The sequence below is a fragment of the Alistipes sp. i18-0019-D1 genome (assembly GCF_042852885.1).
Classification (GTDB): domain Bacteria; phylum Bacteroidota; class Bacteroidia; order Bacteroidales; family Rikenellaceae; genus Alistipes.
Genome location: NZ_AP031424.1, coordinates 736,284 through 761,270 on the forward strand (window position 1 = coordinate 736,284; position 24,987 = coordinate 761,270).

Consider the following 24,987-nt stretch of genomic DNA (forward strand, 5'->3'; position numbering starts at 1 on the left):
AAAAGGTTTGTCCGTTATCCGACGAACTCGGCGACACACCGGCGGTAAGCCGCCACGGGGTCCTCCGCCGCGGTGATCGGGCGTCCCACGACGATGAAGTCGGAACCGATCTCCCGGGCGCGGGCCGGCGTCGTGACACGCACCTGGTCCGCCACGTCGCCATCTGCAAAACGCACGCCGGGCGTGACCGTGAGGAACTCTTTTCCGCAGGCCCCGTGCACCATGCCGGCTTCCAGCGGCGAGCAGACCACGCCGTCCAGCCCTGCGGCCCGGGTGTTCTGCGCGTATTTGACGATCGTGTCGTCGATCGAAGCGTCGATCAGCAATTCGCTGCGCATGCGCTCCTCGCTGGTCGAGGTGAGCTGCGTCACGGCGATCAGCAGGGGCCGCGTGCCGTCCTCGCGCGTAAGGCCTTCAAGCGCGGCCTTCATCATCTCGATCGTCCCGGCCGCATGGACGTTGCACATGTCCACGTCCAGCCGCGACAACACGGCCATCGCCTTTTTCACGGTGTTGGGAATGTCGTGGAGTTTCAGGTCGAGGAAAATCCGGTGTCCCCGGCGCTTGATCTCCCGCACGACGGCGGGTCCCTCGGCGTAGAACAGCTCCATGCCGATTTTCAGAAAAGGTTTGCGCTCCTCGTCCTTAAAGAGGTCGAGGAACCGGAAGGTGTCTTCCGCCGACTTGAAGTCGCAGGCAATGATTACGTCGCGTTGCATCTCTATTCGATTATTCCGATTATGTCACTCAATTTTTCAATGCCCAGCCGCTCCATTTCGCCGGGCAGCGCCTCGACGATCTCCTTCGAGGCATAGGGATTCACGAGGTTCGCGGCTCCGACCTGCACGGCCGTGGCCCCGGCCATCATCATCTCGATAACGTCGCGGGCCGTCGTGACGCCGCCGCACCCCATCACGGGAATCCGGCACGCCCGGGCAACCTGATAGACCATCCGCAGCGCAACGGGGAAAACCGCGGCGCCCGAGAATCCGCCCATCGTGTTGGCGACGACCGGACGACGCCGGGCGACGTCGATACGCATGCCCAGCAGCGTATTGATCAGGCAGATGCCGTCGGCCCCCGCCTCCTCGCACGCCCGGGCGATCGCGACGATGTCCGTCACGTTGGGCGAGAGTTTGATGAAGACGGGCTTCGTCGTCACGGCCTTCACGGCGCGCGTCACCTCGGCGGCGGCGTCCGGGCAGGTCCCGAACGACATGCCCCCGTGCCGCACGTTGGGACACGAGACATTGACCTCGATCAGCCCCACCTGCTCCTGCTTGTCGATACGCTCGCAGCAGTAGGCATATTCCTCGACCGAGAAACCCGATATATTGGCGATGACGGGTTTTCGGAAGAAGGTTTTCAACCGCGGCAGCTCCTCGCGGATCACGGCGTCGATGCCTGGGTTCTGCAACCCCACGGCATTGATCATCCCCGCACCGCACTCGGCGATGCGCGGCGTGGGATTGCCGAAGCGCGCCTCGCGCGTCGTGCCCTTGAACGAGAACGACCCGAGGACGTTGATGTCATAGAACTCGCGGAACTCGTTGCCGTAGCCGAAGGTTCCGCTGGCCGGGACGACCGGATTGTCCAGCCCGAGGCCGCACAGTTCGACCGATGTGTCTACCATATGATCTCTCCTTTCTCCAAAACAGGTCCCTCCTTGCAGATGCGTTTGTAGCCGTATTTGGTCTTGCACGAACAGCCCATGCAGGCGCCGAATCCGCATCCCATGCGCTCCTCGAACGACAGCTGGCCGTCCTGCTCCACGGCGTTGTAGAGCGCATGGAGCATCGGCAGCGGCCCGCAGGCGTAAAAGTAATCGAAATCCATCTCCCGTTCGGCGATGGCCGTGGTGACGAAGCCCCCGACGCCCCGCGAACCGTCGACCGTCGAGACGGCGACCTCGCAGCCCAGTGCGCGGAACTCCTCCTCGTAGAAGACCTCCGAGGCGGTGTTGAAACCCAGCACCACCTGCACGGGTTTTCCTTCGGCAAGGAGCCGTTTCGCCAAGTTGTAGAGCGGCGGCACACCCACGCCGCCCCCGACCAACAGGGGTCTCCGCGCGTTGTTCTTCGTCGAGAAGCCGTTGCCGAGGCCCGTCAGCAGGTCGAGCGCTTCGCCCGGCCGCATGCGGCTCATCTGCTCCGTTCCCCCGCCCACGACCTTGTAGATCAGCACAATCAAGCGATCATCGTAATCACAGACCGAGATAGGACGCCGCAAGTACTTGCCTTCCAGCGCGATATTGACGAACTGCCCCGACGCCGCGATCCACTGCGTGTCGCCCGCGAGCGTCATCCGCCACACCGCGTCGGTGAGCGGCTCGTTCGTGAGGATTTTATAAATGCCTTTCTTATACATTCTTTTTTCAGCACTTTTGATCCGGCAAAAGTGCCACAAAACCGGCCGACGATCGCCTTCGCCTACTTCATGCGACCTAACGCTGGAAACGGGCGCCTATTCGTGGGTTTGCAAGCAAACCGGCCCCGTTTCCCGCGCTTTTAGTCCGCATTCCGTTGACGGCTCCGGCGTCTTGTCGGGATCAATTTATTTTGCGCAATTCTATTATACCGACCGTCCGGAGCGTACGCCATCTCCCTCCCTGAAGGAGGGCCGGGGTGGGGTCAGACTTGTAAATAACGCCGAAGGCGGCAACAACAGCGGTCGGAAGCAACGGTACGGCAAAGTATATACCGTTTACTTTGAATCGATCGTCGAAACCCGCAGCGTGATCTCCTCCAGCACATCCAGCAGCACCTTCACCGTCTCCAGCGCCGTGAAGACCGTCACGTTGTTCTCGACGGCCGTGCGGCGTATTTCGTAACCGTCGAGGCGCGTGTTGTGCTGGTTGATGTCGATGGTGTTGATCACGTAGCTGACATGCCCCTGACGCAGCGCCTCGATGATCTCGTTGCTGCCCTCGTTGAGCTTGCGGCGCGTACGGGTGCGGATGCCGTGCGCCCGCAGGAACTCGGCGGTCCCGGTCGTCGCCTCGATGTTGAAGCCCAGATCGTAGAACCGCTTCACCAGCGGAAGCGCCTGCTCCTTGTCGTGGTCGGCGATCGTCACGAAGATCGTTCCGTAGTTCGAGACGTGCATGCCCGTGGCCTGCAACGCCTTGTAGAGCGCGCGCGTCAGTTTGTCGTCGTAGCCGATGGCCTCGCCCGTCGATTTCATTTCGGGCGAGAGGTACGAATCCATGCCACGGATCTTGGCGAACGAAAAGGCCGGAGCCTTGACGTACCAGCGCTCCTTCTCACGACCGTAGACCTCCGTGATGCCCTGCTCGCGGAGCGACTTGCCCAGAATCACCTGCGTGGCGATGTGGGCCATCGGCACGCCCGTGGACTTCGAGAGGAAGGGCACGGTGCGCGACGAGCGCGGGTTGACCTCGATGACGTAGACGTCGTCCTCGCCGGCGACGATGAACTGGATGTTGTACAGGCCGACGATACCGATCCGAAGGCCCAGCTTGACCGTATAGTCGATGATCTTGTCCTTGGCCTTCTGGCTCACGCTGAAGGTCGGATAGACGCTGATCGAGTCGCCCGAGTGGATACCCGTATGCTCGACATGCTCCATGATGCCGGGGATGAAGACCTCCTTGCCGTCGCAGATGGCGTCCACCTCCAGCTCCTTGCCCATGATATAGCGGTCGACCAGCACCGGCTGGTCCACGTCGATCTCCACGGCGGTTTGCAGGTAGTGGCGCAGGCGCTCCTCGTTCGAGACGATCTGCATGGCGCGGCCGCCCAGCACGTAGCTCGGACGCACCAGCACCGGATAGCCGATGCGCGCCGCGGCCCGGACGCCCGACTCGATGTCGGTAACGGCCTCGGCCTCGGGCTGCGGAATTCCCAGCTCCTCCATGATCCTCTCGAAGCAGCCGCGGTCCTCGGCGTTCTTGATCGCCTGCGTGTCCGTGCCGATGATGGGCACGCCCAGCTCGGCGAGCGGTTCGGCGAGGTTGATGGCCGTCTGTCCGCCGAGCGACACCACGATGGCCTTCGGTTTTTCGAGATGGATGACGTTCATCACGTCCTCCACGGTCAGCGGCTCGAAGTAGAGCTTGTCGCTGGTGGTGTAGTCGGTCGAGACGGTCTCGGGGTTGTTGTTGATGATGATGGCCTCGTAGCCCGCCGCACGGATCGACCAGATGGCGTGCACGGTCGAGTAGTCGAATTCGACGCCCTGGCCGATGCGGATCGGGCCGGAACCGAGCACGATGATCTTCTCTTTCCCGCTGACGATCGACTCGTTTTCTTCCTCGTAGGTCGAGTAGAAATAGGGCACGTAGGAGGCGAATTCGCTGGCGCAGGTGTCGATCATCTTGTAGACCGGGAAGACGTTGTTCTTCTCGCGCAGACGGTACATTTCGTTCTGCGAAAGGCCCCACAGCTGACCGATGTACTTGTCGCTGAAACCCATGCGCTTGGCAGCGCGGAGCGTCTCGACGTCCATCGGGTGTGCGCGGACGACGTTTTCGAACTCGACGATGTTCTTGAACTTCTCCAGGAAGAACATGTCGATCTTCGTCTTGTCGTAGATCAGCGCCAGGTCGACGCCGTTACGGATCAACTGGCCGATGGCATAGAGCCGGTCGTCGGTTCCCCCCTTGATGTAGGCGAGCAGGTCGTCGTTCGACCACTTGTCGAATTTCTTGTGGTAGATGTGGCAGACGCCCGTTTCGAGCGAACGCACGGCCTTGAGCAGCGACTCCTCCATCGTGCGGCCGATGGACATCACCTCGCCCGTGGCCTTCATCTGCGTGCCGAGCTTGTTCGACGCGTCGGAGAACTTGTCGAAGGGAAAGCGGGCGACCTTCGTCACGATGTAGTCCAGCGTCGGTTCGAACGAAGCCGGCGTATTGGCGATCCGGATCTCGTCGAGCGTGAGTCCCACGGCGATCTTCGCGCTGACGCGGGCGATGGGATAGCCCGAGGCCTTCGACGCCAGGGCCGAGGAGCGCGACACGCGGGGATTGACCTCGATCAGGTAGTATTTGAACGAGAGGGGGTCGAGTGCGAACTGCACGTTGCAGCCGCCCTCGATCTTCAGTTCGCGGATGATCTTCAGCGCCGAGTCGCGCAGCATCTGGAACTCCTTGTTGGTGAGCGTCTGGCTCGGGGCAACGACGATCGAGTCGCCGGTGTGGATGCCCACCGGGTCGATGTTCTCCATGCAGCAGATGCAGATGGCCGTGTCGTTGCGGTCGCGCATCACCTCGTACTCGATCTCCTTATAGCCCTTGATGCTTTTCTCGACGAGCACCTGGTGCACGGGCGAGAGCGAAAGGGCGTTGCGCATCATCTCGCGCAGTTCGGTCTCGTCGTCGGCGAAACCGCCGCCCGTGCCGCCCAGCGTGAAGGCAGGGCGCAGCACCACCGGATAGCCGATCTCCTCGGCCACCGCCACGGCCTCCTCGATCGACATGGCGATGTGCGAAGGAAGCACCGGCTCGCCCAGCGACTCGCACAGCTCCTTGAACAGCTCGCGGTCCTCGGCGCGCTCGATCGACTCGAACGACGTGCCCAGAATTTCGACCTGGCACTCTTTCAGAATGCCCTTCTTGGCCAGCTGCACGGCGAGATTCAGACCCGTCTGTCCGCCCAGCCCCGGGACGATGGCGTCGGGACGCTCGAAGCGGATGATCTTGGCGACGTATTCCAGCGTCAGCGGCTCCATGTAGACTTTGTCCGCAATGTGCGTGTCGGTCATAATGGTAGCGGGGTTCGAGTTGGCGAGGATCACCTCGTAACCCTCCTCCTTGAGCGCGAGGCACGCCTGCGTACCCGCATAGTCGAACTCGGCGGCCTGTCCGATGACGATGGGACCCGAACCGATGACCAGAACCTTCTTGATATCTTTTCTCCTAGGCATTTTTGTGCTCCTCCATTATTTTTGTGAACTTCTTGAACAAATAGGCGCTGTCCTGCGGACCCGAAGCGCTCTCGGGGTGGTACTGCATCGAGAAAACCCGGTCGGCGGCGCACTCCACGCCCTCGGCCGTGCCGTCGAGCAGGTTGACGTGCGTCAGCGTAAGCCCCGTGCCGGCGAGCGAATCGACATCCACGGCGTAGCTGTGGTTCTGGCTCGTGATTTCGAGTTTCCCCGTCACGAGATTCTTCACCGGGTGGTTGGCGCCGCGGTGACCGAACTTCATCTTGAAGGTCCGGGCGCCGTAGGCCAGCGAAATCAGCTGGTGGCCCATGCAGATTCCGAAGATGGGCAGCCTGCCGCGGAGCTGCTTCACCAGTTCGATCACCGGCGTCACGTCCTCGGGATTGCCGGGTCCGTTCGAAAGCACAAGCCCGTCGGGATGGAAGGCCATGATCTCCTCCACGGTGGAGTTGTAGGGCATGACGGTCACGTTGCACCCCACACGGTTCAGCAGACGGATGATGTTGTACTTGATGCCGCAGTCGACGGCCACGACGTCGTACTTGTGGTTGGGGACACGCGACATCCAGCGCTTCTTGCAACTCACACGCGAAACCATGTCGCGCGGCATGACGTATTCGCCGAGTTTGCGCAGGGCCTCGTCGCGCGGCGTCGCCACGTCGGTGATGAGCACCTTCTGGGACCCCTCGTCGCGGATGATGCGCGTAAGGGCGCGGGTGTCCACGCCCCAGATGGCCGGAATGTCGTGCTCCTCGAAGACCTCGTTCAGCGTCTTCGTATAGCGGAAGTTCGAGGGCGAGTCGTTGTACTCACGCACGATCATGCCGCCGATGGTCGGCGTTTTGGTCTCGTAATCCTCATCGGCCATACCGTAGTTGCCGATCAGCGGGTAGGTCATCACGACCATCTGATCCGTATACGACGGATCGGACATGATCTCCTGATACCCCACCATCGAGGTATTGAAGACGATCTCGTTGATGGCCTCGCGGTCGGCGCCGAAACCGTATCCGTAGAACTCGCGGCCGTTCTCCAAGACAATTTTTTTCGTAAAAGCTTTCATCCTTATCTGTTTGATTCGTAGTTATCGTCATAAACCTCTTTGCCGCCGACCACCGTCAGCACGGCGCGCCCCTGCACCTTCCATCCGGCGAAGGGCGTGGCCCGCCCCTTCGAAAGGAACGTCCCGGGGTCAACGGCATACTCCGCCCCGAGATCCAGCACCGCAAAATCGGCGGCATCGCCCACCTCCACGCCCCCTTCGAGCGCGAAGATCCGGCGGGGATTCACCGACATCAGCGCGACGAGCCTTTCGAGGGTGATCACCCCCTCCAGCACGAGGTATTTGTACAGCAACGGGAAAGCAGTCTCAAGCCCCACGATGCCCATGGCGCTCCCGGCCAGTCCGCGCGCCTTCTCGGCGGCGGTATGGGGCGCATGGTCCGTGGCGATGACCTCGATCGTGCCGTCGGCAATGCCCTCCAGAAGCGCCCGGCGGTCGGCGCGGCTCCGCAGCGGCGGGTTCATCTTGAAGCGGCCCTCCTCCCGGAGGTCCTCGTCGCACAGCAGCAGGTAGTGCGGCGCCGTCTCGCAGCTCACTTTCAGCCCTTTGGCCCTGGCCTGCCGCACCAAATCGACGCTCTCCTTCGTGGAGACGTGACAGACATGGTACTGGCAGCCGGTCTTCTCCGCGAGCGCGATGTCGCGTTCCACCTGCCGCCATTCGCTCTCGGAACAGATACCCTTGTGTCCGTGCTCGCGGCAGTAGACCCCGTCGTGGATGTAGCCCCCGCGCAGCAGGTCGTCGACTTCGCAGTGGGCCACTATGGGCTTGCCCACGGCGGCGGCCCGGCGCATCGCCTCCTCCATCAGGGCGTCCGACTGCACGCCGCGGCCGTCGTCGGAGAATCCGACTACCTCCGGGGCGAGGGCCGCGAAATCGACCAGTTCGCCGCACCCGCGCTGGCCCATCGTGATCGTGCCGTAGGGTTTCACGCGCACCACGGCGTCGCGGCGGATAATCTCCAGCTGTCCGCCGAGCGTCGCCGGCGTATCGGGCGCAGGGTTCAGGTTGGGCATCGAGCAGACCGTGGTATACCCCCCGCGGGCCGCGGCGGCCGTACCCGTCGCGATGGTCTCCTTCTGCGGGAAGCCCGGCTCGCGCAGGTGCACATGCACGTCGACCAGCCCCGGCACGAGGTGCCGCCCCCCGAGGTCCACCACCCGGTCGCCCGGCCGCGGCTCCCCGGCGGCCGCGATGCGGCCCCCTTCGACGGCGATCAGCCCCGGCTCGAAACGGCCGTTGCGGAAAATTTTCGCGTTGGTGTAAAATGTCTTCATTCGTCGCTGGACACAAAAAAATAGGGCAACCAAAACAGTTACCCTAATAAAACAACAATACCCAAATCCGTCGGAGACTGGAAACCCGACCAGTAATCCTGCTGCCAGAACGCTTGCGCCGATGCTATGTTGGGTTTACAATTCATAGGATTCAGGTGTCACTATAATTGTGCACAAAGATAGGGCATTTTCGCCGCCCCTGCAAAACTTTTCCGGAAATTTTTTTCAACATTCCGTGCACATCACGCCGCCCGCACGCCGTATGCGGCGGTCCGAAAGGCGCATGTCCGCAGATTCCGGCACGACAGGCCCCGTCATTCCGGAACCGCCCGCCCCGGGCGGTCTACCGCACAATGACCAGGTCGACGCCCGCTTCCTCGATGATCGAGATCATCGGTTCGGGAACCCGCTCGTCGGTGACGATCACGTCGATGTCCTCCAGCGCGCAGATGCGGCCGAAACCGCGCTGCCCGAATTTCGACGAGTCGGCCAGCACGATGACCTGCGAGGCGGCGCGCATCATCCGCCGCGTGAGTTTCGCCTCGTCGATCGTCGAGGTCGTGATGCCGTGCTCGGGGTCGATGCCGTCCACCCCGAAGAAGACCTTCGAGCAGATGCAGTCGTCCAGTTCGCGCGCGGCCTCCTCGCCAAGCACCGACAGCGACTTCTTATGCACCGAGCCGCCCAGCTGCACGACGTTGACGTTCTCCGACTCGTTCAGCAGTACACCCAGCCGCAGGAACGGCGTGACGATGTTCAGGTGATGCCACATGCGCATCTTGATCTCCTCGGCGAAGGCGTAAACGGTCGATCCCGAGGCCACGATGATCGAGTCGGTCTCGCCGAGCATCTCCACCGCACGCTGGGCGATGCGCCGCTTGGCGTCGCGATTGATGTTGTCCTTCACGTGCACGTCGAGGTCCGCAACGTGGGGATTGGCCGGACGCGCGCTGCCGTGCACCTTATATAATAAGCCTTTGCTTTCGAGAATCTTGATATCCTTGCGGATGGTCACCTTCGTAACGCCCAGTTCGTTGGCAACGTCGGTAATCCGGACGAAACCGTGCTTGTTCAGGCTGTCGAGAATGTATTTGTGCCGTTCGGCAATACTCAACATATCGGTTGTTTTTTAAAGAGTTAAACAGCAACGATACAAAAAAAAGGAACGGAGGGTTCCAAAACCGGATAACATGCGGTCCGGCAAAACGTTCCAACCTCCCAAAAATGTCGTTACGACATCAAAGATAAGAAAAAGTTTTCTTTTATCACAAAAAAAGGGTCCGAAACCCGTCACGGGCCGGACCCTCCCGGACCGAAGTCCGTATCATCATCTAAAATGGAACCTTCAATTCCCTCATTCCGCCTCGGATTCGTAGCCGTCGGCCTTGGCGCCCCACATCAGGAGGAAGACCAGCATGCCCACGAGGGCCATGCCCAAGATGCCGACATAGGCCCAGTTCCAGCCGTAGTGCTGGGCCACGAAGCCCAGTCCCACACCCGAAACGAGCGTCGAAGCATAACCGAACAGCCCCGTGAGGCCGTTGGCCGTGGCGGCGGCCTTCTTCGTGGCCTGATTCGCGGCGGCAATGCCGATCAGCGCCTGCGGGCCGTAGATGCAGAACCCTGCGGCGCAGAGCGTGGCGAACAGCAGCCAGATCGGCGCGTCGGCGGGCAGCTGCCAGAAAAGGAAGACGAACAGTGCGGCGCCCGCCATGCAGAAGACGCAGGTGCGGTGCGCGCGCCCCTTGAGCCACTTGTCCGTCGCCCAGCCGGCGAAGAGCATGCCGAGGATACCGGCGATCTCGAACATCGCCACGAGCCATCCGGCATGCGACATCGAGACGCCCTTGGACTGGCTCAACAGCGAGGGCCCCCAGTCGAGCACCGAGAAACGAACGATGTAAACGAAGAAGTTGGCGAAGCCCAGAATCCAGATCAGCGGATTCTTGAAGACGTATTTCATCAGGAACGCCTTGTGCTCGGCGCCCTTCTTTTCGGTTTTCACCTGCTTGGTCTCGGTTCCCTCCAGTTCGGGAAGCCCCACCGAGGTCGGGGTGTCGCGCAGGAAAACCACCAGGCCGATGGCTCCGGCGAAAGCGATCGCCGACGGAATCCAGAAACACCATTTCCATGCCCCGACATGCGCCGCGGAGGTCATCACGCGCTCCATACCCGCGGCATCGTCGGGCGAAACGCCCAGGTTGGCGGCGATGGAAGCCACGGTGTCGGGATCGCCCGTCATGTTCGTCCCCAGCGTCCCCATGATGTAACCGCAGAGAATCACCACGAGGCCCGCGCCGATCGAGTGCGAGGTATTCCACACCGACATCTTCGTCGCCAGCTCCGTAGGCGGAATCCAATGGGTCAGCAGACGCGCGCAGGGCGGGAATCCCGTACCCTGCAACAGGCCGTTGACGACCCACATGACGCCCATGAAGAGGATCATCGTGTTGCCGAACTGGTCGCCCGAATGCTCGCCCGTGATCCAGTAGGAGACGTCCTCGCCGAATCCGAACGCGAAGTTGGCCAGCGCGCACAGCGCCAGGCCGATGGCCATGTACCAGCGGGCGTTCATGCGGTCGGCCAGGATGCCGTTGGCGAAACGCGAAAAGCCGTAGATCAGGCCGTTCAGGGTGAGGAAGATACCGAGGCTCGTCTTCGAAATGCCGAGATCGGCTTCCAGACCGGGCATGGCCAGCGAAAAGTTCTTGCGCACGAAGTAGAAGAGCGCGTAACCGACCATCGTCGCGATGATCGTACGCATCTGCCAATACTTGAAGCGCTTGGTTTGTTCAGATGTCATTTCGAAATGAAAGTTAGTAGTTTCAGAAGCCAAATATACAACTTTCGGAGCGATATTCTAAATTATTTTCGTGATTTTTCCGTTTTATCGCCCGGAAGCCGCACACGGCTCTATGCGCCCGGGACCGGAGCCGCGGCGGAGCGAGCCGGTTCGCCAGAACCCGGCGCAGGGCTTCCGACCTCCCAGACGCCGCCCTTGCCGAACAGCCGGTCGAGCCACTCCTCCATCCAGCCGCAGCGGAAGGCGGTGTCGATGACCGTATAGCGGCTGCGCATGTAGGGAATCTTCCCGAACGCCTCGCGGAAACGGGTGCGCGAAACGCCGATCTGTTCGGGTTCATAAGGCGCCCCGACGAGTTCCAGGCGGCGGCGCACCTCGTCGAAAGGAATGATCTGCCGGCGGATGCGTTCGCGCAGTTCGGGCCACGCCTTTTTGAGCCGCGTGAGCTGGTCGCGCAGCCCCTCCCTGTCGACATATTTGTCGCGGGTCTCCTTCAGGCCGCGGGCCACGAATTCGGGATCGTCGTTAAAAATAGCCCGGATGTCCCGCTCGGTCTCGTCCCACGATTTCCACGCAGCGACGCACCTCTCGATGTCCAGCTGCTCCACGGGGGCGTCGAGCAGCATTTCGAGAAAGGCCGTCGAGGCCAGCGTGCCGATACCGACCTTGAAGCCGTGCGACACCGAAGCGCCGTTGTATTTCAGGTGCTCCATGTCCCACAGATGGCTGAACTGGTGTTCGGCGCCCGAAGCCGGGCGGCTCGACTGCGTGGCCTGCATGGCGAAACCGCTCAACAGCAGCCCTTCGGCCAGCTGTTCGACCTTCTCCAAATTGCCCGCATGCACGTCTGCGGGATCGGACAGAGCCTCTTTCAGCCCGTCCTGCACCAATCCGAAGGCGAAATCGTCCATCGGCTCCGACCCCACGGCGTCGGAAAGCATCCAGTCGGCCCCGGCAGGGATCTTGGCGATCAGGTCGGCGTAGCCCGAAGCCGACATTCTGGCGGGCGCAGCCGCCGAAATCGACGGATCGAGAACCATGCCCAGCGGCGCCGGACAGTCGAAGGTCTGCTTGTTGCCGTCCTTGGTGATCGAGGCTCCGTAGGCCGTGTAACCGTCCATCGAAGCGGCCGTGCCGACCACCATGTAACGGCGGCCGTTGTGGTGGGAGCAGAGTTTGGTCAGGTCGTTGATCACGCCCGAACCGACGGCCACGGGAACGGCATCGGTCGCAGCCAGCACACCGTCCAGCTCCTCGACGAACGACCATTCGGCGTAGAGTTTCGGATCGGCGAACACGTGCGGTTCGTCCTGCCCGATCCCCGCATCGGCGAGGATGCGGTGCACCTCGCCGCCGGCGACGCGCCACGTATTGGTGTCGGCGACCACGACGGCGCGGCAGCCGGGAAACAACTCGTTGAACATCTCCGCCGTCCGCGGAAGGGTTCCGACGCCGATCACCAGCGCTTTGGTGTCGGTCGTGCGCTGAAGGGCGCTCTCTACCTTATTCATATCTGCTTGATTTTACCGTTTCCAATTTTTCACAAACGAAACCCGCAGGAAAGCTCCCGGGTTTCCCAAAACAAAGGCAAATATAAATATTATTTTCCTTTCGACAGCCAAAAGCGACGAAAAAATTTTCCTTTCACGATGCATTTTATTTCTTTTCGGATTAATAAAACGAAAAATTGGATAAAAGAAAATAAAAACATACCTTTGGATTTCGAACCGATACAACTTTCACCATGAAACGACTTACCCTGCTGCTGGGCGCGCTCCTGCTGACGGCCGCCGCCCTCGCCCAAACCGCCGTGCCGCCTACGGTACGCATCGCACACGGACCCTATGTACTGAATGTCACCGAAGACGGCTTCACGGTCGTCTGGGACGCGAAGGCCGACGCCATCGGCTGGGTCGAACTCGCCCCGATGGACGGATCGCACTTCTACTCGGCCGAACGGCCCAGGTATTACGACTCGCATCTCGGACTTTGCCGCGTCGGACGCATGCACCGGGTGCGGATCGAAGGGCTCCAACCCGGCACGACCTACCGCTACCGCATCATGCAGCGGGGAATCGTCCTGAACGAGGGCAACCGGCGCGTCATCCTCGACGACGGGGACGGCAGCGAAGTGTACCGGCGCAAGCCCTACACCATCAGAACCCTCGACCCTGCACAGGAAAAGGTCGATTTCTGGATGGTCAACGACATCCACGCCCGCGACTCCGTTTTCCAGCTGCTGATCAAGGAGGCCCCCGAAGCCCAGCCGGACTTCGTCTGCCTGAACGGCGACCTGGCCAGCCAGACCGAGACCGAGCAGACGCTCTGGGACGCCTGCCTCGGGTCGGCATCGAAAATACTCACGCCCGCGGGCATCCCCCTCGCCGTGACGCGCGGCAACCACGAGAACCGCGGCGCCTATGCACAGCACTGGCTCGACTATTTCCCCACGCCGACCGGCGAAACCTACTACACGTTCCGCCGCGGCCCGGCCTTCTTCATCGTGCTCGACGGCTGTGAAGACAAGCCCGACAACGATCCCCGCTATTACGGCATGGGCGACTGGAACGAATACCGCCGGCAGCAGGCGGAATGGCTGAAAGGCGTCGTCAACAGCGACGAATTCCGGGCGGCCCCCGTGCGCATCGTGCTGATGCACATGATCCCGGGCAAGGAGGACAGCTGGTACGGCGAGCAGCAGATCCGCAGGCTGTTCGTCCCCGAACTCGCCGGCAAAGGCATCGACCTGATGCTCTGCGGCCACTACCACCGCTACCACTGGATCGACGACGGCAGCCGCGGGGTCGACTTCCCGATCCTCGTCAACTCGAACAACGACTGCCTCCGCGTGTCGGCCGACGCGAAGGGCATCGACCTGAAGGTGGTCAACACCGCGGGCGCCGTGATCAAACAACACCGCATCGACAAAAAGAACAAATAACGACATGGAAAACAAACCCTTTCACAAGTACCGCTCCGTCTGGGAGCACGCCGAACTGATGGAACGCCTGCGCCGCATCCGCCACGTGGCGCTCGACATGGACGGCACGATCTACATGGGGATGTCGCTGTTCCCCTACACGCAGGCCTTCCTGCACGGACTCAAGGAACAGGGGATCGGCTACTCGTTCCTGACGAACAACCCGTCGAAAAGCATCGCGGACTACCTCCATAAACTCGACACGCTGGGCATCAGGGCTTCGCGCGACGAGATGTACACCACGGCGCTGGCCACGATCGACTACATCAAGACCCATCACCCTGCGGCCAAGCGGCTGTTCCTGCTCGGCACGCCGTCGATGATCTCGGAATTCGAAGCCGCGGGCTTCGAGTCATGCGCCGACTCGGCCGACGACGTGCCCGACGTGATCGTGGCGGCGTTCGACATGACGCTACGCTACGAACGGCTGTGCCGCGCGGCCTGGTGGATCAAACAAGGAGTGCCTTATATCGCCACCAACCCCGACCGGGTGTGCCCCACCGACCTGCCAACGGTGCTGGTCGACTGCGGCTCGATCTGCGCCTGCCTCGAACACGCCACGGGACGCCGCCCGGACATCACGCTGGGCAAGCCCGACCCGAACATGCTTTCGGGCATCCTCTCGCGCCACGGGTTGCAGCCCTACGAGATCGCCATGGTCGGCGACCGCATCTACACCGACGTCCAGATGGCCCACAACGCCGGGGCGATGGGCGTGCTGGTGCTCTCGGGCGAGACGACGCTCGACGTGGCCGGCAAGGCCGACCCGCAGCCCCACATCACGGCCGACAGCATCGAAGTGCTGGGCGAACTGATCCGCGAAGCGAACAGGTAGCAGCGGCCGGAACTTCGCTGCCGGAACTTCGCTGTCCGACGCCATGCCGCCGATCCGCCGCCCCGGCGGGGTTTCGGTCAAACAGAAACGCCCGATAAGTTACGACAATGGTCCTATCAGAAAATACCGAATCCTTGCGGGTTCGGTATTTCGTTTTATGCACTATCTTTGCGGTAGTAAAACCCGGTAAACCGGACGATTTACAACGTATTCACCGAACAAACGAAAACGATCCGCATGGAAGAACACAATATCCTCATACCCCTGCTGCTGACGCTCGGAGCGGGCCTCGCCACCGGCATCGGCAGCGCGATCGCCTTCTTCGCCAAGCGCACCAACAAACGGCTGCTGTCGTTCTCGCTGGGCCTCTCGGGCGGCGTGATGATCTATGTCTCGTTCGTCGAACTGTTCCAGCAGGCCAACGTGACCCTCTCGGCGGAATGGGGTACGCACACGGGCGCGATCGTCACCGTGGCGAGTTTCTTCGCGGGCATCCTGCTGATCGGCGTCATCGACCGGCTGGTCCCCTCGTTCGAAAACCCCCACGAAGCCCACAGCGTCGAAGAGATGGACCACCAGCCGCACAACCCCCGTCTGATGCGCATGGGCGTGATGACGGCGCTTGCCATCGGCATCCACAACTTCCCCGAAGGCATCGCCACCTTCACCTCGGCGGTGGACAACATGGCCCTCGGCGTGGCCATCGCCGTGGCCATCGCCATCCACAACATCCCCGAAGGCATCGCCGTCTCGATCCCGATCTACTATGCCACGGGCGACCGCAAGAAGGCTTTCCGGCTGTCGCTTCTCTCGGGCCTCGCCGAGCCGGTCGGCGCCGTGCTGGCCTACCTGGTGCTGATGCCCTTCATGACCCCGACGCTGATGGGCTGCATCCTGGCCGGCGTGGCCGGCATCATGGTCTTCATCTCGATCGACGAACTGCTGCCCGCAGCCCGCGAATACGGCGAGGCGCACATCTCGATCTACGGCGTGGTGGCCGGCATGGCCCTGATGGCCGTAAGTCTGATTCTATTAGGTTAAATCATGGATATACTCTTACTGATCGTCGGCCTGGGGCTGATACTCGCGGGAGCGAATTTCCTCACCGACGGCTCCGCGGCGCTGGCACAGCGGTTCCGCGTCCCGGAATTCATCATCGGACTCACAGTGGTCGCCGTCGGGACCTCGACACCCGAACTGGTCGTGTCGGTGCTCTCGGCCATCGCGGGCAAAAGCGACGTGGCGATCGGCAACGTCGTGGGGTCGAACATTTTCAACGTCTTCGTCATCCTGGGCGTCTGCGCCCTGATCCGCCCCCTGCCGCTCACGGCGGGCAACATCCGCCGCGACATTCCGTTCGGGGTGATCGCATCGCTGCTGATGCTGGCGCTGGCCGCGGACTCCTACGTTTGCAAGGGTGCGGCGGACCGCATCGGACGCATCGACGGCATCGTCATGCTCCTGCTCTACGCCGCGCTGATGTGGTACACGATCCGCACCACGAAACGGCCCGAAGCGACGGTCCTGAATGCCGGAGCGAAACCCGGAATGGCCGGGTGGCTCATGGCCGTGATGATCGTCGGAGGCCTCGCCGGACTGGTTTTCGGCGGCGAGATGTTCCTCCGCAGCGCCACGGAAATCGCCCGGAAACTCGGAATCAGCGAATCGGTGATCGCCATTACGCTCGTGGCGGGAGGCACATCGCTGCCCGAGCTGGCCTCGTCGCTCGTGTCGCTGTTCAAGGGCAAGGCCGACATGGCGCTGGGCAACGTCATCGGATCGAACATCGCCAACATCCTGCTGATCCTGGGTCTGAGCGCGACGATCCATCCGCTCTCGATGGGCGGCATCACAGTCTGGGACCTGCTGATGGTCGTATTGAGTTCGGTGCTGCTGTTCCTCGCGGCCTTCACGTTCAAACGCCGGGCGATCGACCGTTGGGAGGGTGCGATTTTCCTGGCGATCTACGTCGCCTACATCGGGTATCTGATCAGGTAACGGTCGACGAGCCGCGGCACGGCATAGTCGCCCGCTGCCGCGACCGGGACGGCCATAGCGGCGGCGGCAGGGGTAAACGCAGGGGTTTCGATGCGGTGGAAGACCGCATGGAGCGTCTGGTGGGAAAGCTGGTGGCGGGGCATCGCAACACTGCGCACCAGATGCCACGGGCCGTCGCCCAGCAGGCGGCGGAACTGCGGCAGGGCCGCAAGGTCCGGCAGTTCGGCGGGAGCGTCGGTCTCGATCAGCGGAAACTCGTAAAGCCCTTGCCAGATGTCGCGCCCCTCGCGGCGGTGCAGCAGGACCCGATCGCCCGAGGTGATGTGCAGGTAATTGAACCAGCGGTCGCGGACCCGGGTTTTGCCCTGCTTCACGGGACGGTCGGCGACGGTTCCGGCAGCGAGGGCCAGACAACGGTCCGCCAGCGGGCACGCCTCGCAGCGGGGCGACGCGGGCGTACACCGAATCGCCCCGAAATCCATGATCGCCTGGTTGTAACGACCCGGATGCGCGGTATCGAGCTGCGACTGCGCCAAACAGGCGAAGGCCCGTTTTCCGGCCGTGGTGTCGATCGGTTCGGCGAGGTCGAAGAGCCGCGAGAGCACCCGGTAAACATTGCCGTCGACGACGGCGCACGGGGCATCGTAAGCCGCCGAACAGACGGCCGCGGCAGTGTAGTCGCCCACGCCGCGCAGCGAGCGCACGTCGTCCGGCGACACGGGAAACACCCCGCCGAAACGTTCGACGACCTGCCGGGCGGCGGCAAGCAGGTTGCGGGCGCGGCTGTAATAACCCAGCCCCTGCCAAAGTTTCAGCACCTCGTCCTCGGGAGCGGCAGCAAGCGATGCGACATCGGGAAAACGCTCCGTGAAACGAAGGTAGTACTCCATCCCCTGCGCCACGCGGGTCTGCTGGAGGATCACCTCCGAGAGCCAGATGCGGTAGGGATCGCGCGTACGGCGCCAGGGCAGGTCACGGCCCTCGCGGGCATACCAGTCGAGCAGTATTTCGGCGATGCGGTTCATAACGGAAGACAAAAATACGACTTCGGAATCAAATTTGAAGCATTCCGACCCAATTAAAACGAGATGCATATGGAAAAGAAGCACACTTTGGTAGACAATGCCGCCGAAAAGCGTTACGAACTCGACCTCGGAGACGACATCGCCCTGGCCGAATACGTTCTGGGCCGCGGGCTTATCGTACTGACGCACACCGAAGTGCCCCCGAAGTACGAAGGCCGGGGCATCGGCAAGGAACTGGTGCAGGGCGTGCTGGAGGACATCCGCAAAAAGGAGATCAAGGTCGTCCCCCAATGCCCGTTCGTCGCGGCCTATATCCGCCGCCACCCCGAATGGATGGATTTGGTGCTGACCGCCGAAAACAAGTAGGCCCGGACCGGTTCAACCCCGCAAACATCGGCCCGCAAGGGCCGTCCTGCCGCGAAACCGGACTCTTTTCGAAGGGTCCGGTTTTGCATATCCGCATACCTCCTCCCCTCTTAATAAATATAGGTATCCATTTTTCCGAAAAATTTCCGGCTTGAAATTTGGTTTATTTTATAAACTACTTTATATTTACAACAGATTTACAAACCGAGCAGCTGCTCACAACCGGAAAAAGCCATGGAAATCACTCCCGTCCGCACCGACAAACGCCGCCTTTTCGCGCGCTGGTTCACCCGCCGCCTGACCACCTACGCCGTGGTCTGCGCCTTCCTCGCCTTCGTCAACTGGCAAACCTCGCCCCGCTACTGGTGGGTGCTGTGGGTCATCGCCGGATGGGGCCTGAACATCGTGCTGTCGCTCGTCTGGTACCTGTTCGACTGCGACGACGAATGCAATTACCGCAACCACTAAACATACACACCATGAAAACTTTACTCGCAACGCTCGCCGCCCTCGTCCTGGGCACGGCCGCCACAACGGCCAAGACGCTCGAAATCACGATCGAAGATATTCGCAGCGACAAAGGACAGATTCTCGTAATGGCCACCGTCGCCGGGCAGGAACAACCTGTTTACGGCAAAGCGGAGGCAAAAAAAGGATCGGTGGCCGTGACCCTCACGGGCCTCGAGGCCGACGCGGCGGAGGTGTCGCTGTTTCACGACGAGGACGGCGACTACCAGATGAAAACGGGCGACCGCGGCCCGCTGGAGGGCTATGCCGCCAGGAAGTGTAAGCTCCCTGCCGAGAAAAACACCGCGAAGATACGCCTCTACTACCCCGCCGCCGAAAACGAATAGCCCATGCGCCGCCTTGCCATCCTGTTTCCGCTTCTGCTCACTCCGGCATTCGCCGCCGCACAACGCCCCGCCGTCACGGGACGTGCGGATGAAGCCGGCGGAGGGGTGGCCTACGCCACGGTCACCCTGCTGCGCGGGGACCGGCAGGCCGCAGGCGGGGCCACCGACGCCGAAGGGCGTTTCCGCCTCACGGCCGACACGGGCCGTTACCTGCTCTCGCTGCGCCACGTGGGATACGAACCGCTCGAACGGCCGCTCCATCTCGGTCCGCAGGGACTCGACCTCGGGGAACTCCGCCTCACGGCGGCCGGAATCGGGTCCGTGACCGTCACGGCCGAAGCGGTGACACGCGAGAGCGACCGGTTCGTGGTCAGCGTCGGCGACGGCCCGGCCTTTGCAGGTCGCGACGGGGAAGAGCTGCTGCGGCTGGCCCCGGGTGTCCGGATTGGCGACGAGGGCATTTCGGTCAACGGCGCTTCGGGGACACAGGTCTACGTGGACGGGCGCAAACTGAAAGGCTCCGCCGAACAGACCGCATCCTACCTCCGGAGCCTCACGGCGGCCGACATCGCACGCATCGAGGTCGTGCCGCAGACCGGGGCGGAGTTTGCGGCGGACGCACGCGGCGGCGTGATCCTGATCACCCTGCGCCGCCGCAGGGCCGACGGGCTGGACGGCCACCTGCAAGCCGCGACGACCCAAAGCTCCGGTTTCGGGGTCTACGCCCCTTCGGGCCGCCTCGGAATCCGCTCCGGCCGCTGGACCGTCAGCGCCTCGGCTGCCGGAGTCTTCACACCCCGGGCCGAAAGCCATTTCACGGAGAGCCGCAGCTACCCGTTCAGCGGCAAAAGCCGCACCGAGGGCCGCAGCAACTACGGCCGCGGAGAGTTTGCGGCGATCTTCGATCCCTCGCCGCACCACACCGCGGGGCTTTCGGCCGAATACACCGCACGCGGCCTGCACATGCCGACCGCGTCACGGACCGAGCTAAGCGGCACGACGACCGACAGCCGCTACCGCCAGCGCGCGGACGGCGGGACGCTGACCCTCACGGCCAACTACGTCTGGCGCATCGACACGCTCGGCTCCGAACTGAAACTGATCGCCGACTACACCCGCTACGCCTCCGACGGAGACAACGATTACCGAACCCGTTACACCTCGGGAACGGATGCCCGCGATTCGCTCTACCGTTCCGACGACCGGTCGCGCTACGACATCCTGACCGCCGAACTCTCGCTGACGCACCGCCTGGCCCACGGCCTGACCCTGCGCGCAGGAGGCCGCTGCACCCGCAACGGGATGGACGACCGCAGCCGTTACGAGGCCCGGCAGGACGACACCTGGCACGACCTGGCGGACTACGGCTACGCACGGCATTACACCGAGCAGACCGGGGCGGCATACGTTTCGCTGGCGCTGAAGCGCGGCCGCTGGGACCTCTCGGCGGGACTGCGGGGCGAATACACCGCCATCGGGTCGGAGAGTCTCGACCGCAGTTACTTCGGGCTGTTCCCGAACCTCTCGGCCAACTACACCCTGAACGGCCTGCGGACCTGGATGCTGGCTGCGCAGTGGAGCCGCAATATCGAACGCCCCTCGTTCCCGGCGCTCAACCCCGTGCGAATCCAGCTCTCGGATTACAGCTACCAGACGGGCAATCCGGCGCTGCGCCCGACCTATATCCACCGCCTGTCGCTGACGCTGATCTGGCGTTACCGCTACGTGCTCTCGATAGGCGGCAATCTCCACCGCGACCTGATCCGCGAAGTGGCTTCGGCCGACGCCGCGAATCCCGATGCAATCCGCATCCGGCCCGAAAACCACTGCACCGAGAACCACTGGTTCGCCTTCCTGACGCTGCCGCTGAAAATCACCCGCTGGTGGGAACTCAAACTCAACGCCGTGGGTGTGGCCCAGCGCATCCGCCTCGAACGACGCGACACGCCCGCCACGCACGGACTGCTGTTCGCCGACGCCACGGCGGCCTTCACCCTGCCCGCGGAGTTTTATGTCGAAGCCGTTTACCGCTGCCAGAGCCGGCTCTATTCGGGAAACAGCGAGGTCGGACCCCGGCACACACTCGGAGCCACGGTCAAAAAACGTCTCTGCAAAAAGCGGCTGACGCTGTTCCTTACGGCACAGAATCTCACGGACTGCGGCTGGGAGTTCGTATCCCGGACCGACGGCATACGCCGCGTGGTGAAGGGCCGCCAGCCGTGGTCGGGCCGCGCATGGAAAATCGGCGCGTCGTGGAATTTCAGCTCCGGGGAGCGTTTCCGCACCCGGAAAGTCGAAAGCGCCGCAGACTCCGAGCGCAGCCGCCTCGCCAAAACGGACGGACAATCGAAATAAATTCGTAACTTTAACCCCAAAATCAACCCTCATGGACGACAAAAACCTCCAAGCCGACCAGAGCATCGAACTCATCCGGCGGATGATCCGCGACACGCGCCGCCGCCTCTCGGCGGGAAGCAGCAACCTCTTCATCCTGTGGGGATACCTGCTGGCCGCGACCGCCGTAGGGATCTTCATCCTGCTGACCGTCACCGGCAGCCGGGCCTGGCAATGGCTGTGGCTCCCCGCGCTGGCCGCCGGATGGGCCTTCACCCGGTGGTACAACCGCCGCCGTGCCCCGCAGGTCAAAAGCTACACCGACCGCCTGCTGGAGCAGATCTGGGGCTGTGTGGCAGGCCTGGCAGCCTTTTCGACCTTCGTGATCTGCATGGACCGCGAATGGCCCGTCGACCCGCTGTTCCCGGCCCTGCTGCTGATCAGCGCGGGGCTGTATATCTCGGGAACGGTGATCCGTAACAAGTACATGTACTACGCTTCGTGCTTCCTGCTGCCGGTGGCCTTCGGCATCATCCGCGAAACGTGGATCAACGCCAACCCCGACGGCAACCTCATTCAGTTCGCCGCAGCAGTCCTCATCGGGCTTGCAGGCTCGGGATACGCACTCAAAAGACAGGTCAAACGCGACGCCGCAAAGACGCCGGAAAACGAACAGTAAAATGGAAGAGCGCAAACTGGAAGCCGCCGAAAGCCTGGCGCTGATCGGCCGCATGATCGAAAACACCCGCAGCCGCATGGTCCGCAACTCGGGCCGTCCGTTGCTGGCATGGGGCTACGCCACCGTACTGACGACGCTCATCGTCTGGGGCGCAGTCGTCTATTTCCAAGACCCGCGCTGGAACTACCTCTGGCTGCTGCTGCCCCTGCTGGGCTGGCTGCTGATGTGGGTTTCGCGCGAGAAGAAGTCCGAAGGCGAGGTGCGCACGTTCGTCGACCGCGTGATCGGGAATGTCTGGACGGTAATGGGTCTTTCGGCGTGGTTCGTCAGCATGCTGGCGCTCTTCACGCCCATGCGTCTGCCGATACTCTTCATCATCCTGCTCATCATGGGCATGGGTACCGCCGTGACGGGACTGATCATCCGCTTCACACCCACCGTCGTCGGGGGCGTCGCGGCCATCATCCTCGCTCCGTTCACACTGATCGCCGGCAATATGTGGCAGCCGCTGCTTTTCATCGCCGGCTTCGTGGTAATGATGGTCGTTCCGGGGCATATCCTCAACTACAAGTCGAACCACCCTGCCCGATAACGCGATGTTCAAAGAGCTGAATCCCCTGCTGCACTCCGAATTGAGACTGGCCGTCGTTTCGATCCTCATCGGGGTCGAAAGCGCCGACTTCGTCTTCATCCGGCAGCAGACCAGAGCCACGGCGGGAAACCTCTCGGTGCAGCTGGACAAACTCGCCAAAGCGGGTTACATCGAGGTCGAAAAGACCTTCCGTGGCAAGATTCCCTGCACGGTATGCCGCATCACCGACGCCGGACGCGACGCCTTCGCCGAATACGTCGAGGCGCTGCAAAGCTATATAAAGAAATAGGCTGCGGCCTTGTCCTGCTCCCAAAAAGTTTCTTGTTTAACTTTTGGAGTGCAGTACAGGATTTTATCCGCGAGATGTTTTTTCCAAAAAAACGCCAGAATACCGCGGTCTTCGCCTGCGGAGGGTTATGTAACTTTTTGACCGCAAAAAGTACCAAAAACTCTCCGACGGATGCCTCTGCCTACTTCGTCCCGTCTAACGTTCGAAACGGGCGCCTATTCGCGGGGGCGCACGCGCCCCTGCCCCGTTTCTTACCACTTTTAGCCGGGACTTCGTTTAACGGCTCCGGCATCGAATCGGATTCATTCGCCGCCTTTGGCGGCGTAAGAAGCGCAACAACCGGATCGGAAACACAGCATCCTGCCATCGCCCCTGGAAGCGGTTTAAAACCGCCGCATTATCGTTCGGAGCGGAAAAAGAGTCTTCTCCGGCTCGCGCGCCCGGAGCGGGAGGCTGTAAAGGCTTGATCTTACTGCGCCCGCTCAGCGCGGGACGGAGAAGACTCCCGCAGAGAACGACATGCGGATGGTTTTGGTACTTTTGACATCAAAAGGTACAAAACCTCTTGCGGTGACAGCCGCGAAACGTTTGCTCTTTAGAGAAAAATTTCTATCTTTGTCCCTGCGAACATAATTCATAATAAACTTTCTTGCAATGGCTTTCAAAATCGGAACGCTACTACTAAAGGTATGCACAGAGTCGTTGGGGAGCAATCCCGCGAACGACACCGGTTTTGAACTCGCAAGAGGGATGGATTGTGTTCGCAGCTGTGCATTTTTTTATTTATGCGAACACAATCCATCGTCCGCGTTCCGACGCCGACACGCCGCAAGGCCAGCCGCAGGCGGTTCCCGCCGTGCAACCTCCCAATTCGTTTCCATTTTCATCCGCCGGATTAGCAAATAATTGCTAATCAACTTGCTATTCTCTTTGTTGTGCCCTGCGCACGATAAGGGCAGCCCTTACTATGCCAAATTTCTAACAATCAATCGAATGGAAACGAATCAAAACCCCGTGCAGGAAAACGCTGCACAACGCATAGCCCCCGAACCGGGACAGCCCGCCGAACGCCTTTACAATCCCGCCGAAGCCACCCGGATCGTCCAAACTTTGACGGACGGCTATTTCGATCCCGAATATATCCTGCTGTTCGGGAATCTGGCCGGCGGCACGCCCCACAGCGACGCCGTGGCCTATGACCTTTTGATGGTCGTGCGCGAAACTCCCGAATACGACTGGATACGTGCGAAGCGGATACTCCGGTACAGAATGCCCGTCAAACACCGGGATATTGCATACATCAATCTCTATATTATGACGTTGAACTACGTCGAATCGAACAAGACGCCCTTTCTCTATTTCGCGCACTCCGAGGGCGAATTGCTCTATTGCAGCGATCACTGCCATTTCCGCCGCCCGAAACACCCGATCGACTTTGCCAAAGCGTATGCCGATGCCAAATTGCATTACGACACGTTCCGGATGCTGGGCAACGAGCTGATCGAGCAGGCGCGGGAAGCATTGAGCGAAAGCCGCAATATACGTCTGGCCGCACTTTTCTTTGCGCAGGCGGCGGTCTATTTCTACCACACGCTCTACTACGTCTATCACGGTCAGGAGTTCGACAGCCACGATCCGGTGGTGATGCACGACCGGATGCGGACGCTTTCGACGAAATTGATGCTTACCTTCGACGATACGAATATCGAACGGATCTTCACGCTCCCCTGCCTAAAGAAATTTCTGGTCAAAGCGCGTTATGACCTTGGTTTCGATCTCGCGCCGCAGGAGTTGGAAATGCACCTGCAACGTGTGGAGAAGATGGGCGATATTATCGAAAACTACGCCGGCCTGCGGCTGGAGCTTTATAAAGAGTTGAGCGAACGGCAATAGGCGGTCAATCATCCGAACGAGCGGGGGCTTGCGGGATCGTGGAAATCCCGGCAGGCCCCCGTTCCGTTCATGCCGCTTTTTGAGGCTTTCGG

22 protein-coding genes are annotated in these 24,987 nt (G+C 61.6%); 12 read left to right on the forward strand and 10 right to left on the reverse strand.

Annotation, left to right across the window (positions count from 1 at the left end; all coding sequences use genetic code 11):
• Window positions 1-14: 14 nt before the first annotated feature.
• The 9 genes from pyrF to ACGHP5_RS02930 all read right to left on the reverse strand — a co-directional run bounded on the left by pyrF (window position 15) and on the right by ACGHP5_RS02930 (window position 12,561).
• Window positions 15-719, reverse strand: a complete 705-nt coding sequence (gene pyrF / locus ACGHP5_RS02890; RefSeq protein WP_337756361.1) for an orotidine-5'-phosphate decarboxylase — start codon at window positions 717-719, stop codon at window positions 15-17.
• A gap of 2 nt (window positions 720-721) precedes the next feature.
• Window positions 722-1,633, reverse strand: a complete 912-nt coding sequence (locus tag ACGHP5_RS02895; protein ID WP_295902718.1) for a dihydroorotate dehydrogenase — start codon at window positions 1,631-1,633, stop codon at window positions 722-724.
• Entirely contained in the window at window positions 1,627-2,367 is a 741-nt protein-coding gene (locus ACGHP5_RS02900; protein WP_390567981.1) for a dihydroorotate dehydrogenase electron transfer subunit, read from the reverse strand. The genes ACGHP5_RS02895 and ACGHP5_RS02900 overlap by 7 nt, the downstream gene beginning before the upstream one ends.
• Before the next feature lie 336 nt (window positions 2,368-2,703).
• Window positions 2,704-5,886: a carbamoyl-phosphate synthase large subunit gene (carB, locus tag ACGHP5_RS02905; RefSeq protein WP_022061320.1), complete on the reverse strand. Its 3,183-nt coding sequence runs from the start codon at window positions 5,884-5,886 to the stop codon at window positions 2,704-2,706.
• Window positions 5,879-6,970 (reverse strand): glutamine-hydrolyzing carbamoyl-phosphate synthase small subunit, encoded by a 1,092-nt coding sequence (carA, locus tag ACGHP5_RS02910; RefSeq protein ID WP_022061321.1) that lies wholly within the window; start codon window positions 6,968-6,970, stop codon window positions 5,879-5,881. The genes carB and carA overlap by 8 nt, the downstream gene beginning before the upstream one ends.
• Window positions 6,971-6,972: 2 nt before the next feature.
• A complete protein-coding gene (locus ACGHP5_RS02915) occupies window positions 6,973-8,247 on the reverse strand; it encodes a dihydroorotase (RefSeq protein ID WP_390567982.1) in 1,275 nt (424 codons plus the stop codon).
• A 343-nt stretch (window positions 8,248-8,590) separates the two neighbouring features.
• Window positions 8,591-9,364, reverse strand: a complete 774-nt coding sequence (locus ACGHP5_RS02920; RefSeq protein ID WP_290532179.1) for a DeoR/GlpR family DNA-binding transcription regulator — start codon at window positions 9,362-9,364, stop codon at window positions 8,591-8,593.
• Window positions 9,365-9,601: 237 nt separating this feature from the next.
• Window positions 9,602-11,050: an MFS transporter gene (locus tag ACGHP5_RS02925; protein WP_390567984.1), complete on the reverse strand. Its 1,449-nt coding sequence runs from the start codon at window positions 11,048-11,050 to the stop codon at window positions 9,602-9,604.
• A 110-nt stretch (window positions 11,051-11,160) separates the two neighbouring features.
• Window positions 11,161-12,561 (reverse strand): sn-glycerol-1-phosphate dehydrogenase, encoded by a 1,401-nt coding sequence (locus ACGHP5_RS02930; protein ID WP_390567986.1) that lies wholly within the window; start codon window positions 12,559-12,561, stop codon window positions 11,161-11,163.
• Window positions 12,562-12,794: 233 nt separating this feature from the next.
• Between ACGHP5_RS02930 and ACGHP5_RS02935 the strand changes: the two genes are divergently transcribed.
• From ACGHP5_RS02935 to ACGHP5_RS02950, 4 genes are all read left to right on the forward strand, one after another.
• Window positions 12,795-13,991, forward strand: a complete 1,197-nt coding sequence (locus ACGHP5_RS02935) for an FN3 domain-containing metallophosphoesterase family protein (RefSeq protein ID WP_022061326.1) — start codon at window positions 12,795-12,797, stop codon at window positions 13,989-13,991.
• Between the two features lie 4 nt (window positions 13,992-13,995).
• A complete protein-coding gene (locus tag ACGHP5_RS02940; protein WP_390567987.1) occupies window positions 13,996-14,865 on the forward strand; it encodes an HAD-IIA family hydrolase in 870 nt (289 codons plus the stop codon).
• A gap of 237 nt (window positions 14,866-15,102) precedes the next feature.
• Window positions 15,103-15,906, forward strand: coding sequence for a zinc transporter ZupT (gene zupT / locus ACGHP5_RS02945; protein WP_290532184.1), 804 nt, complete (start codon window positions 15,103-15,105; stop codon window positions 15,904-15,906).
• Window positions 15,907-15,909: 3 nt separating this feature from the next.
• The gene (locus ACGHP5_RS02950) at window positions 15,910-16,863 is read left to right on the forward strand and encodes a calcium/sodium antiporter (RefSeq protein ID WP_390567988.1); all 954 of its coding nucleotides are present in this window, start codon (window positions 15,910-15,912) and stop codon (window positions 16,861-16,863) included.
• On the opposite strand, the gene mutY is transcribed toward ACGHP5_RS02950, so the two are convergent.
• Complete coding sequence (gene mutY, locus ACGHP5_RS02955; RefSeq protein ID WP_290532186.1) at window positions 16,839-17,888, reverse strand: A/G-specific adenine glycosylase; 1,050 nt, start codon at window positions 17,886-17,888, stop codon at window positions 16,839-16,841. The two genes, ACGHP5_RS02950 and mutY, sit on opposite strands and share 25 nt — an antisense overlap.
• Window positions 17,889-17,957: 69 nt before the next feature.
• Between mutY and ACGHP5_RS02960 the strand changes: the two genes are divergently transcribed.
• The 8 genes from ACGHP5_RS02960 (at window position 17,958) to ACGHP5_RS02995 (ending at window position 24,895) form a co-directional block, all read left to right on the forward strand.
• Window positions 17,958-18,254 (forward strand): GNAT family N-acetyltransferase, encoded by a 297-nt coding sequence (locus ACGHP5_RS02960; protein ID WP_290532187.1) that lies wholly within the window; start codon window positions 17,958-17,960, stop codon window positions 18,252-18,254.
• A gap of 234 nt (window positions 18,255-18,488) precedes the next feature.
• The gene (locus tag ACGHP5_RS02965; protein ID WP_290532188.1) at window positions 18,489-18,722 is read left to right on the forward strand and encodes a 2TM domain-containing protein; all 234 of its coding nucleotides are present in this window, start codon (window positions 18,489-18,491) and stop codon (window positions 18,720-18,722) included.
• Window positions 18,723-18,733: 11 nt separating this feature from the next.
• On the forward strand, window positions 18,734-19,108 hold the full coding sequence (locus ACGHP5_RS02970) for a DUF2141 domain-containing protein (protein ID WP_337756380.1): 375 nt from the start codon (window positions 18,734-18,736) through the stop codon (window positions 19,106-19,108).
• Window positions 19,109-19,111: 3 nt separating this feature from the next.
• On the forward strand, window positions 19,112-21,463 hold the full coding sequence (locus tag ACGHP5_RS02975) for an outer membrane beta-barrel protein (RefSeq protein WP_337771870.1): 2,352 nt from the start codon (window positions 19,112-19,114) through the stop codon (window positions 21,461-21,463).
• 31 nt (window positions 21,464-21,494) lie between these two features.
• The gene (locus tag ACGHP5_RS02980) at window positions 21,495-22,121 is read left to right on the forward strand and encodes a hypothetical protein (protein ID WP_390567989.1); all 627 of its coding nucleotides are present in this window, start codon (window positions 21,495-21,497) and stop codon (window positions 22,119-22,121) included.
• 1 nt (window position 22,122) lies between these two features.
• Window positions 22,123-22,713 carry a hypothetical protein gene (locus ACGHP5_RS02985; RefSeq protein ID WP_290532192.1) on the forward strand — a complete coding sequence of 197 codons (591 nt, stop codon included), beginning with the start codon at window positions 22,123-22,125 and terminating at the stop codon, window positions 22,711-22,713.
• Window positions 22,714-22,717: 4 nt separating this feature from the next.
• The gene (locus ACGHP5_RS02990) at window positions 22,718-23,002 is read left to right on the forward strand and encodes a transcriptional regulator (protein WP_337756388.1); all 285 of its coding nucleotides are present in this window, start codon (window positions 22,718-22,720) and stop codon (window positions 23,000-23,002) included.
• 993 nt (window positions 23,003-23,995) lie between these two features.
• Window positions 23,996-24,895 carry a nucleotidyltransferase domain-containing protein gene (locus tag ACGHP5_RS02995; RefSeq protein ID WP_390567990.1) on the forward strand — a complete coding sequence of 300 codons (900 nt, stop codon included), beginning with the start codon at window positions 23,996-23,998 and terminating at the stop codon, window positions 24,893-24,895.
• Window positions 24,896-24,987: the final 92 nt, after the last annotated feature.

What these genes read in the sequence shown, in the direction of transcription:
- ACGHP5_RS02930 (WP_390567986.1), bottom strand. Translation starts at nt 12,561, where the DNA reads ATGAATAAGGTAGAGAGCGCCCTTCAGCGCACGACCGACACCAAAGCG.
- ACGHP5_RS02965 (WP_290532188.1), top strand. Translation starts at nt 18,489, where the DNA reads ATGGAAATCACTCCCGTCCGCACCGACAAACGCCGCCTTTTCGCGCGC.
- carA (WP_022061321.1), bottom strand. Translation starts at nt 6,970, where the DNA reads ATGAAAGCTTTTACGAAAAAAATTGTCTTGGAGAACGGCCGCGAGTTC.
- ACGHP5_RS02915 (WP_390567982.1), bottom strand. Translation starts at nt 8,247, where the DNA reads ATGAAGACATTTTACACCAACGCGAAAATTTTCCGCAACGGCCGTTTC.
- ACGHP5_RS02940 (WP_390567987.1), top strand. Translation starts at nt 13,996, where the DNA reads ATGGAAAACAAACCCTTTCACAAGTACCGCTCCGTCTGGGAGCACGCC.
- ACGHP5_RS02975 (WP_337771870.1), top strand. Translation starts at nt 19,112, where the DNA reads ATGCGCCGCCTTGCCATCCTGTTTCCGCTTCTGCTCACTCCGGCATTC.
- mutY (WP_290532186.1), bottom strand. Translation starts at nt 17,888, where the DNA reads ATGAACCGCATCGCCGAAATACTGCTCGACTGGTATGCCCGCGAGGGC.
- ACGHP5_RS02960 (WP_290532187.1), top strand. Translation starts at nt 17,958, where the DNA reads ATGGAAAAGAAGCACACTTTGGTAGACAATGCCGCCGAAAAGCGTTAC.
- ACGHP5_RS02970 (WP_337756380.1), top strand. Translation starts at nt 18,734, where the DNA reads ATGAAAACTTTACTCGCAACGCTCGCCGCCCTCGTCCTGGGCACGGCC.
- ACGHP5_RS02920 (WP_290532179.1), bottom strand. Translation starts at nt 9,364, where the DNA reads ATGTTGAGTATTGCCGAACGGCACAAATACATTCTCGACAGCCTGAAC.
- ACGHP5_RS02950 (WP_390567988.1), top strand. Translation starts at nt 15,910, where the DNA reads ATGGATATACTCTTACTGATCGTCGGCCTGGGGCTGATACTCGCGGGA.
- ACGHP5_RS02935 (WP_022061326.1), top strand. Translation starts at nt 12,795, where the DNA reads ATGAAACGACTTACCCTGCTGCTGGGCGCGCTCCTGCTGACGGCCGCC.
- ACGHP5_RS02995 (WP_390567990.1), top strand. Translation starts at nt 23,996, where the DNA reads ATGGAAACGAATCAAAACCCCGTGCAGGAAAACGCTGCACAACGCATA.
- ACGHP5_RS02895 (WP_295902718.1), bottom strand. Translation starts at nt 1,633, where the DNA reads ATGGTAGACACATCGGTCGAACTGTGCGGCCTCGGGCTGGACAATCCG.
- zupT (WP_290532184.1), top strand. Translation starts at nt 15,103, where the DNA reads ATGGAAGAACACAATATCCTCATACCCCTGCTGCTGACGCTCGGAGCG.
- ACGHP5_RS02925 (WP_390567984.1), bottom strand. Translation starts at nt 11,050, where the DNA reads ATGACATCTGAACAAACCAAGCGCTTCAAGTATTGGCAGATGCGTACG.
- pyrF (WP_337756361.1), bottom strand. Translation starts at nt 719, where the DNA reads ATGCAACGCGACGTAATCATTGCCTGCGACTTCAAGTCGGCGGAAGAC.
- ACGHP5_RS02990 (WP_337756388.1), top strand. Translation starts at nt 22,718, where the DNA reads ATGTTCAAAGAGCTGAATCCCCTGCTGCACTCCGAATTGAGACTGGCC.
- ACGHP5_RS02980 (WP_390567989.1), top strand. Translation starts at nt 21,495, where the DNA reads ATGGACGACAAAAACCTCCAAGCCGACCAGAGCATCGAACTCATCCGG.
- ACGHP5_RS02985 (WP_290532192.1), top strand. Translation starts at nt 22,123, where the DNA reads ATGGAAGAGCGCAAACTGGAAGCCGCCGAAAGCCTGGCGCTGATCGGC.
- carB (WP_022061320.1), bottom strand. Translation starts at nt 5,886, where the DNA reads ATGCCTAGGAGAAAAGATATCAAGAAGGTTCTGGTCATCGGTTCGGGT.
- ACGHP5_RS02900 (WP_390567981.1), bottom strand. Translation starts at nt 2,367, where the DNA reads ATGTATAAGAAAGGCATTTATAAAATCCTCACGAACGAGCCGCTCACC.